The organism is Nocardia cyriacigeorgica (genome assembly GCF_010868145.1).
GTDB lineage: Bacteria > Actinomycetota > Actinomycetes > Mycobacteriales > Mycobacteriaceae > Nocardia > Nocardia cyriacigeorgica_D.
In genome coordinates this window covers 226,971-234,966 of sequence record NZ_JAAGUY010000006.1, presented here as the reverse complement: position 1 = coordinate 234,966, position 7,996 = coordinate 226,971, and the positions used below count along the sequence as shown (strand labels likewise).

The 7,996-nt window shown below is 68.1% G+C and carries 9 protein-coding genes; 2 read left to right on the top strand and 7 right to left on the bottom strand.

All coding sequences use genetic code 11. The features are described 5' to 3' along the window. Positions 1-32: 32 nt before the first annotated feature. Entirely contained in the window at positions 33-1,451 is a 1,419-nt protein-coding gene (locus tag GV792_RS11265; RefSeq protein WP_163823985.1) for a PEP/pyruvate-binding domain-containing protein, read from the bottom strand. Positions 1,452-1,909: 458 nt separating this feature from the next. Here GV792_RS11265 and GV792_RS11260 point away from each other — a divergent pair, with 458 nt between their 5' ends. Next, the gene (locus tag GV792_RS11260) at positions 1,910-2,110 is read left to right on the top strand and encodes a hypothetical protein (RefSeq protein WP_163823984.1); all 201 of its coding nucleotides are present in this window, start codon (positions 1,910-1,912) and stop codon (positions 2,108-2,110) included. Positions 2,111-2,123: 13 nt separating this feature from the next. Here GV792_RS11260 and GV792_RS11255 read toward each other — a convergent pair whose 3' ends face one another. The 3 genes from GV792_RS11255 to GV792_RS11245 are packed head-to-tail and all read right to left on the bottom strand — an operon-like array spanning position 2,124 to position 4,374. Beyond that, positions 2,124-2,528: an NUDIX hydrolase gene (locus GV792_RS11255; RefSeq protein ID WP_309138669.1), complete on the bottom strand. Its 405-nt coding sequence runs from the start codon at positions 2,526-2,528 to the stop codon at positions 2,124-2,126. A 50-nt stretch (positions 2,529-2,578) separates the two neighbouring features. Continuing rightward, entirely contained in the window at positions 2,579-3,415 is an 837-nt protein-coding gene (locus tag GV792_RS11250; protein ID WP_309138668.1) for an ABC transporter permease, read from the bottom strand. After that, a complete protein-coding gene (locus GV792_RS11245; RefSeq protein ID WP_309138667.1) occupies positions 3,412-4,374 on the bottom strand; it encodes an ATP-binding cassette domain-containing protein in 963 nt (320 codons plus the stop codon). Before GV792_RS11245 ends, GV792_RS11250 begins: the two co-directional genes overlap by 4 nt. 113 nt (positions 4,375-4,487) lie before the next feature. Between GV792_RS11245 and GV792_RS11240 the strand changes: the two genes are divergently transcribed. Further along, positions 4,488-5,240 (top strand): TetR/AcrR family transcriptional regulator, encoded by a 753-nt coding sequence (locus GV792_RS11240; RefSeq protein WP_163823982.1) that lies wholly within the window; start codon positions 4,488-4,490, stop codon positions 5,238-5,240. Here GV792_RS11240 and GV792_RS11235 read toward each other — a convergent pair. From GV792_RS11235 to GV792_RS11225, 3 genes are all read right to left on the bottom strand, one after another. After that, on the bottom strand, positions 5,237-6,349 hold the full coding sequence (locus tag GV792_RS11235) for a winged helix DNA-binding domain-containing protein (protein ID WP_163823981.1): 1,113 nt from the start codon (positions 6,347-6,349) through the stop codon (positions 5,237-5,239). The two genes, GV792_RS11240 and GV792_RS11235, sit on opposite strands and share 4 nt — an antisense overlap. Positions 6,350-6,582: 233 nt before the next feature. After that, positions 6,583-7,530 carry a M56 family metallopeptidase gene (locus tag GV792_RS30220; RefSeq protein WP_163823980.1) on the bottom strand — a complete coding sequence of 316 codons (948 nt, stop codon included), beginning with the start codon at positions 7,528-7,530 and terminating at the stop codon, positions 6,583-6,585. Then, positions 7,527-7,946: a BlaI/MecI/CopY family transcriptional regulator gene (locus GV792_RS11225; protein ID WP_163823979.1), complete on the bottom strand. Its 420-nt coding sequence runs from the start codon at positions 7,944-7,946 to the stop codon at positions 7,527-7,529. Before GV792_RS11225 ends, GV792_RS30220 begins: the two co-directional genes overlap by 4 nt. Positions 7,947-7,996: the final 50 nt, after the last annotated feature.

Below are 7,996 nucleotides of genomic sequence, written 5' to 3'. Positions count from 1 at the left end.
GTGCGCCGATCGATACCGCAGGCTCGTCCGAATCAGCCGTGCACCATCAGCCCGCACAATTCCGGCTCGCCGAGGACGGGTGGCCGAATCCGGGGCGGGGTCAGCGCCAGCACGACGGGGAATTCCGCGACTACTCGGTCGGCGGGGACGTTCTCGGCTCGGGCCGTGCCGAGGGCGGTCAGCGCCATGGCTGCTGCGGTCGGGGCGGATTCGCCTGGGCCTGCGAGCATTCCGGCCAGTGCCTCGTAGCCGTGCAGCGCGGTCAGTGAGGTGCGGGAGTTGTCCAGCACCGCAAGCAATTGCGCGCGGGTCAGCTCGGTCAGCGGCGGCACCTCTGCGAGGTCGGTGTCCACGCGTTCACAGATCTCGTGTGCGAGAGCGGGCATCGCGGCAGCCAGTCGACCCACCCGTATGGCCGCACCGAGCTTGCGTGCGCCCGGGCGTGGGTCGAGCAGGCCGATCCACCGTCGCCGCGGGCGGATCACACCCAGTAATTCCAGGTCGGCTACCGCGATACCGAGCACCGCGGTGGCGATCGGCGATTCCCGAATACGTCGCGCCGGTGCGGCCCCGGTCAGTTCCAGCGCCACCCGCAACCCCTCGGCCATCGGCGCCAGCCACACGTCCTGTTCGAGCGGGCGCAAGGGATCAGGAAAGGTTTCCGCCAGCGGGCCCGGGCCGAGGATCGGGCCGTCGACGCGACCGTGCAGGGTGGTGATCGGCCGCGCCTGCAACAGCCGCACGGTGCCGCGTTCGTCGACCGCCCATTCGACGTCCTGCGGTGCGCCGAACATGCGCTCGACACGCAACGCCATCCGAACGACCTTGCGCCGCACCGTTGCCGGCAGCCGAGGTGAGTTCTGCGCAACGACACGGCGCACCCGCCCCGACCGCGCGAGCATGGCCGTCCACCCATCCTCAGCGCCGCTGACCACCGCATCGGGACCTCCTCGGACCGCGGTGATCATCATGCGATCGGTGCGTCCGGTGATCGGGTCGGCGGTGAACACCACCCCACCCCACCTGGCAGCCAGGAACGGCTGGACGAGGACCGCCATGGCCGCCCCCGCTCCGGCCGCGGCGGGCGCGGGCGCGTCGGCCGAGGCCAGCACCTGTTCGACGGCGTCACGGAAATCCGGCCACCCACGCACGCCGAGCACCGAGGTGAACATCCCGGCCATGGACTGCTCGGTGCCGTCCTCGGCAATAGAAGACGATCGCACCACCAGCGCCCGGGTGCCACCACCGGACAGTTTGCGCCACAACACTTCGGGTGAGTGTTCGCGATCCGACCATGCGGTGGTCAGCACGAATCCGTCCAGGACGGGCAGTCCCATGGCGGCGGCTTTGGCGAGTGCGGCGGCTTTGGCGCCGGTCAGGTCGGCGTCGCGGGCGCGCGGATCGGCGAGCGCGACGATACCGGGGCGGGTCGGGGCGGAGGTGATGGTCATCGGGGCCACCCTTCGATGCGGAAACGGCGTTGGTTCGATCGAATCGGTCCGGCGCGGGTCAGGCCTGCGGGGAGCCGGACGCGCGCTCCGGTGGTGCCGGTGCAGCGCAGTCGTGAATCGACGCCACTTGTAGGGTCACAATGACCTCCTAAGAGGAGATAGGTCCTCCGCTTACATGTCCTCTAGTGTTTCCGTCCAACCTCCGACTGTCAAGGAAGGAATGTTCGTTTTCGAAGTCGCGCAGTTCACGGCGAGTAGACCTGGAGGACCAACACCATTTACGGTACGGTCCGCCGCCGAGCATCAGTATTGCTCGGGCACAACGTTATTCATCGGAAATGCCCTCGCGACCGAGCCATCCGGCGGCGGTGATCGCGCACGCCCCGAGAGATTGGGGCTGCCGCCTCCCGCCCGCCAAGGCCGATACTGGCGGCACACCTCATCCGATTGGAGTCACCATGGTTGTCAAACGAGCTTGTGCCGCAGTCCTGGTATCGACCGCGCTCGCCACCGGCGCCGGATTCGCGGCCCCCGCCGCGACCGCCGCTCCCACAGGCTCCGCCGATTCCGGTTCAGCCACTTATGCACGCGACTTCGTGCAGTTCTTCGTCTGCTTGTTCCGCGGCGAATTCGTGGGCTCGAAGGCTCCGCTCTGCTGAGTTGCCGCTGCGATCAACGCAGCAGGCCCGCGGTCTCCAGCTCGTCGAACAACAGCTGGTCGACCGGCGGAACCAGGGCGCGGTCGGCATAGGAGAACCAGGCCAGCGCCTCGATCTCACTGCTGGCGGTCAGCGTGCCGCGATACTCGGCGGTGTAGCAGCTCATCCGAACCAACACCGCGCCGTCGGCCGCCTCGTACACGCCGACATGCGCGGCCGTCTCCGGAAGCAGCTCGACGGTCAGCTCCTCATCGATCTCTCGGACCAGCGTCTGCAGATCGGATTCGCCGTCCTCACGCTTGCCGCCGGGAATGTAGAAGACGTCTTTGCCTCGCGGCCGCGCGCACAGGATCTTGCCCTGCTCGATCCGCACCCACGCCACCGTATCGATGAGTTCAGCCACCAGCCCGTCGGTCACCGTCGCAGCCTATCGGCCCGGTGCGAATGACACCGGGCCGATAGGGGTGGTCAGCGACTGAGTCGTTGGAACCGGCGCACCGCCAGCGGCAGAAAGACCGCGGTGATGAGGATCGGCCAGACGACTGCCATCAGTACCGCATGTTGTTCGATCCAGGAATCGCCGGCTCCCACCGGGGTGCCGAATAGTTCCCGGCTGGCCGCCACCGTCGAGGAGATCGGGTTCCACGCCGCGATCGCTCCCAGCCAGTCCGGCATCAGCTGCGGTGCGACGAAGATCGAGGAGATCATCGTGAGCGGGAAGGCGACCGCGAACAGACCACCCGCGGCCTCCGGGTTCGGCACCAGCAGCCCGAGCCACACACCGACCCAGATCAAGGCGAACCGCAGCCACAGCAGCAAGACGAATGCCGCTATCACGCCGGGGATCCCGCCCTCGGGCCGCCAGCCGATGACCAGCGCCGTCAGCATCAGGATGGTCAGCTCCGCGCACGCGACCAGCAGATCGGTGACACCGCGACCGGAGACCACCGCCGACGGCGACATGGGCATGGAACGGAAGCGGTCGATCACACCATTGGTGGCGTCGTAGACCATGACGGTCGCGGTGTTGATGAAGCCGAACGCCATTGTCATCGCGAACATGCCAGGCATCAGGAAGCTACGGTAGTCGCCGCCACCAGGGACCGTCATCGCCGAACCGAACACATACCCGTACATCAGTACCGACAGGATCGGAAAGCCGAGCTGCCAGGCGATGTTCACCGGCTGACGTTGATAGTGGGTGAGCCCGCGCCGCACCACATTCCAACAGTCGGCCACCACCCAGTAGCCGCCCGAGCGCGAGCGCATCGGCGCGAGATCGGCGGTATCGGTTGTCACGGTCACGCCGCCACCTCCTCGGTCTCGGCCCGATGGCCGGTCAGCTGCAGGAATACATCATCGAGGCTCGGTCGGCGCAATCCGATGTCCTCCACGGTGATTGCCTGATCCTGCAATGTGCGCGCCACCTCAGTGAGGGCGGCGACCCGATCGGCGACGGGTGCGTGCACCCGGCGTTCGGCATCATCGAGGTCGGGTTCACCGACGCAGACCCGTGCCACCACCTTCGCGATGGCGGGTAGGTCCGCGATATCGGCCGCCACGACCTCGATCAGATCGGCACCGATGGTGTTCTTCAACCCGTCCGGGGTGTCGTCGGCAATGGCACGGCCGGCATCGATCACCGTGATCCGGGAGGCGAGCTTATCGGCTTCCTCCAGATACTGCGTGGTCAGCAGCACGGTCGTACCGTCGGCTACCAGCGCGCGCACCGACTCCCACACCTCGCCGCGGCTACGCGGATCGAGTCCGGTGGTGGGTTCGTCGAGGAACAGCACATCCGGCGCGAGGATCATCGATGCGGCCAGATCGAGCCTGCGCCGCATGCCGCCGCTGTACTTGCCGACGCCGCGGTCGGCAGCCTCGACCAGGTCGAAGCGCTCGAGCAGCTCCTCGGCACGCCGCCGGGCCCGGCGTCCACCCAGATGGAACAGCCTGCCGAACATCTCCAAGTTCTGCCGGCCGGTCAGCACTTCATCGACGGCCGCGTACTGGCCGGTCAGACCGATGCGGGAGCGCACATCGCGCGGTTGACGCGCCACATCCAGTCCGGCGACGGTCGCGCGGCCGCCATCGAGACGGATCAGCGTCGACAGGATGCGCACGGCTGTGGTCTTGCCCGCACCGTTGGGCCCGAGCAAGCCGTGCACGGTGCCGCGACGCACGCTCAGGTCGAACCCGTCGAGTGCGTGTTTGTCCCCGTATCTCTTCTTCAAACCTTCTGCCACCACGGCGTATTCGTTCACGAAACCCTCCGAACCGATGCGACGAACAAGAACTGAGTACATTGTACCCCATTACGGGTACGATGTACCCAGTTAATATTCGCGGACCCGCGCCGGACGATAGGGTGACGACCATGGCGAGCACGGAAACCAGCGGCAGCGGCGATGTGGGCCGCACGCTCGAACTGCTGTGGGAGACCGGTCCACGGCCGAGCCGAGGTCCCAAGCCCGGCCTCACCCTGGACCGGATCGTGGAGGCCGCAGTCCAGGTCGCCGATGCCGAGGGCTTGGAGGCGGTGACCATGCGCCGGGTCGCCACCGAATTGGGCACCGGCACGATGACGCTGTATCGCTATCTGCCGGGCAAGGCCGAGCTACTGGATCTCATGCTCGACCGGGTCCAGCGCCCCGATCCCGGCGTGGAGGCGGCCGAGGGCGGGTGGCGCGGCGCGCTCGAGCATGTCGCGAGACAGACGCTGGCGCTCTATCGGCGCCATCCATGGCTGCTCTATGTCAACCAGGCACGCCCGATCCTCGGGCCGAGTGCCGTGCAGAGCATGGAAACGGTGCTGTCGGCGATCAAGCCGATGGGATTGGCCGATGTCGAGCTGATCTCGGTGGTCGTCATGATCGACAACTACGTCGTCGGCGCCGCCCGCGGGGAGGTGTTCCACCAGGAGGCCTTGCGCACGACGGGGATGACCGACGCCGATTTCTGGCAGGCTCAGCTACCCGTGCTCGAACGCGCGCTGAACAGCGGCCGTTTTCCGGCCATGGCCGGTCTCGACGAGGATGCCTTCGACCAGGAATTCGATCACTTCGGCTTCGGGCTGCGGCGCGTCCTCGACGGACTGGAGGACCTGGTCGCCGAACGCGCGCGGAGCTAACCGGACAGACGCTCGGCAAGCTGGGCGCGCCCAGTCGCTTCGGCCAGGTGGGCGAGCGCATCGGCAAGTCCGGCCCGAGGCACTGCGACACCATCGAACATGGCGATGGCGACCTCGTCGTCATCAGCGAGTTCCCAGGTACCGGCGATCCGCCCGTTCACGAGGACAAGGGGCGCGATCCAGCCCGCTGTGCGACTGACCGCCGAGCGATGCTGAGCTGGCAGCAGTTCCTGATCGCCGGTACCCGGCCCGAGCACGTACTGATCGAAAGCACCGAGCAACCGCACCGTCTCGGCAGGCTCGGTGGCGGCGAGTTCGTCGGCGTGTTCACTGAGCAGGTACGCGCGCCTGCCGTCCACATCGACCTCGGTCAGCGCCTCCCCCAGCTCGGCGAACCACCCGCGAACCCTGGTCTTGCGGTGGGCGCCGCGGCTCAACCAGGCGTCGAAAGCCTCTGGCGTCGCCGGTCCGTAGGCGCCGAGATACGCGGTAATCGCGGTGCGCGCGGCCGCGTCGACGTCGGTCACCGGGTGCCATCCGGGCAGCGTGGCCGGGCTGGTGAAGGTGATCTTGGTGCCGCGTGCCGGGCCGTGACACAGCACGCCCTGCCAGGCCAGCGGCTTGAGTAAAGCACCCCAGCCCGAACGCAATTCGGATTCATGGCCGGCGAACGCGGGATCGGCCACGATCTGATCCACGAGTTCCTCGCGGGTGAGAACCTGGCTTTTGAGCAGTTCGCCGACCTTGTCGGCCAGTGCCGCCACCTGTTCGGGCGTGGCGCCGAAAGTACGTTGCCAGGAGGGTTTCTCCCATGTGCGCGCTGCGGCGAGCAGGTTGAGGCACGCGGCGGCCGCGTCGGGTGTCATCGCGTGCAGGGTGCCACGCATCGCCCAGGTCTTGATCAAGCCACCCTCGGCGAGTGCGCGTGCGACCGCCCCGGATTCGGGTGTCGTGGTGCGCAGCGCCGCTGCCAGCTCCGCCGAGGACGCCACCTGCGCTTGGAGACCGCACAGCCGCCGCGCGATATCGACGACGCCCACCGCACCGCGCGGTTCGACGAACTGTCGCCGCAACCGCCAGGCGAAGGCCTGATCCCAACTCACCCGCATTTGCACATACCCTCTCCACACCGGCCGGCCCACTACTCGCCCAGAACTTAACGCCGGGGTCCGACATTTCCAGCAAGCGCGAGCATCCAGCGCGGGCCCCCGCGAGCGCCCGCGGTGATCACGACGGCGCGGACGCCGAATCCGGTACCGGCATCGACTCTGCGGGGCGCGCGTTGCGTCGTCGCCGGCCGGCATCAGCTGCCAGAGGGCGCCGAGCACACGGAGTCGACGAATCAGAAGATACTGACGCAGAACAGCACGCAGGCGGTGGCCAGCAAGAACCCGCCGAGGGTCGTCACGATCACACCAAGGAGGGCGGTGCGGGTGGTGGCCAGTCGCAGCGCTCCCACCGGTGCCACCAGCCGCTCGGCCCGGGCCAACACCGCGGTACCCGCGGCGCCGAGCGCCCCCGCGGGCGTCCTGGCCCCGGCGTCGACGATGGCGAGCAGCCCGCCCAGCAACGGCTCCCGCCCGTGCGCGCGGGCGGCGGTGTCGTCGGCACACATTTCCAGCAGCTTGCCGACCTCCGCCGCGCCGTGCCGGAAGACGCCGAGCCGTGGTGCCGTCGTGGCGATGCCGCTCAGGGCGGCGGTGAGAGCACCATGGCGGCCGGACAGGTGGGCGCGCTCATGGGCGAGGACGGCGGCGAGTTGATCGCCGGACAGCGCCTCGAGCGCGCCGCTGGTGACCACGATCGTGTCAGGCTTGCCGGGGACGGCGTAGGCCTGCGGTTGCGGTGCATCCAACACCACGGCACCGAGCCCGGGTACGCGCCGGCCGACCATCCGGACCGCCTTCGCATGCGCACGCGTGCGTTGCCGCATCGCCTTCAGCGCGCACACGGTCCGCCAGGTGAACGTGCCGATCCCGGCGGCGATCACCACGGCGAGCCCGAAGGTCACCACCTTGCCAACGGTGTGGTCGTAGGGGTGAACCGGCGTACCGAACACCGCGTAGCAGGCGCGCAGCGCCTCGTCGCAGTGCCGCCATACGGTGGCGAATTCGATCACGAACAAGGCCGCCGACGCCGTCCAGGCGACGAGCGCGCTGATGACCGTGACCACCCAGGCGAGGACGCCGAGCCGCGGCGCGGTCCCTGCCCGGGTCAGCCTGCGTAGCACGGGTGGACCCAGGACGGCCACGACGGACCCGTACAGCAGCAGCGATGAGGCGAGGTTCACGCGGGACCTGGTGATTTGCGCGCGGTGAGCCGTCTCAGCGCGGCCCGCAGTCCCGCCGATTCCTCGTCGCTGATCCGGTCGACGAAATGGCTGAGCACCAGATCGGAGCGGCCACCGGCGCCGAGCGCCTCGAGCATGAGCCGGGCACTGTGCTCCTCGCGGGTCAGTGTCGGCCAGTAGCGGTAGGCCTTGCCCGCGCGCTCACGCGCGAGCCAGCCCTTGCGATGCAGATTGTCCATCGTCGACATCACCGTCGTGTACGCGATATCGCGTGACACGCTCAGCTCCTCGTATATGTCGCGGACGCTGGTCGTCTCGGTGTCCCGATCCCAGATCCGATCCATGATCACCGCCTCGAGATCACCGAACCCACGCACCGCGCCGACTCCCTCATCACTGGCCCGCAACCGTCTCATCGTGCGCCCAGCATACTTGCCGAACACCCTTTCTACGTACCCGAACCGTA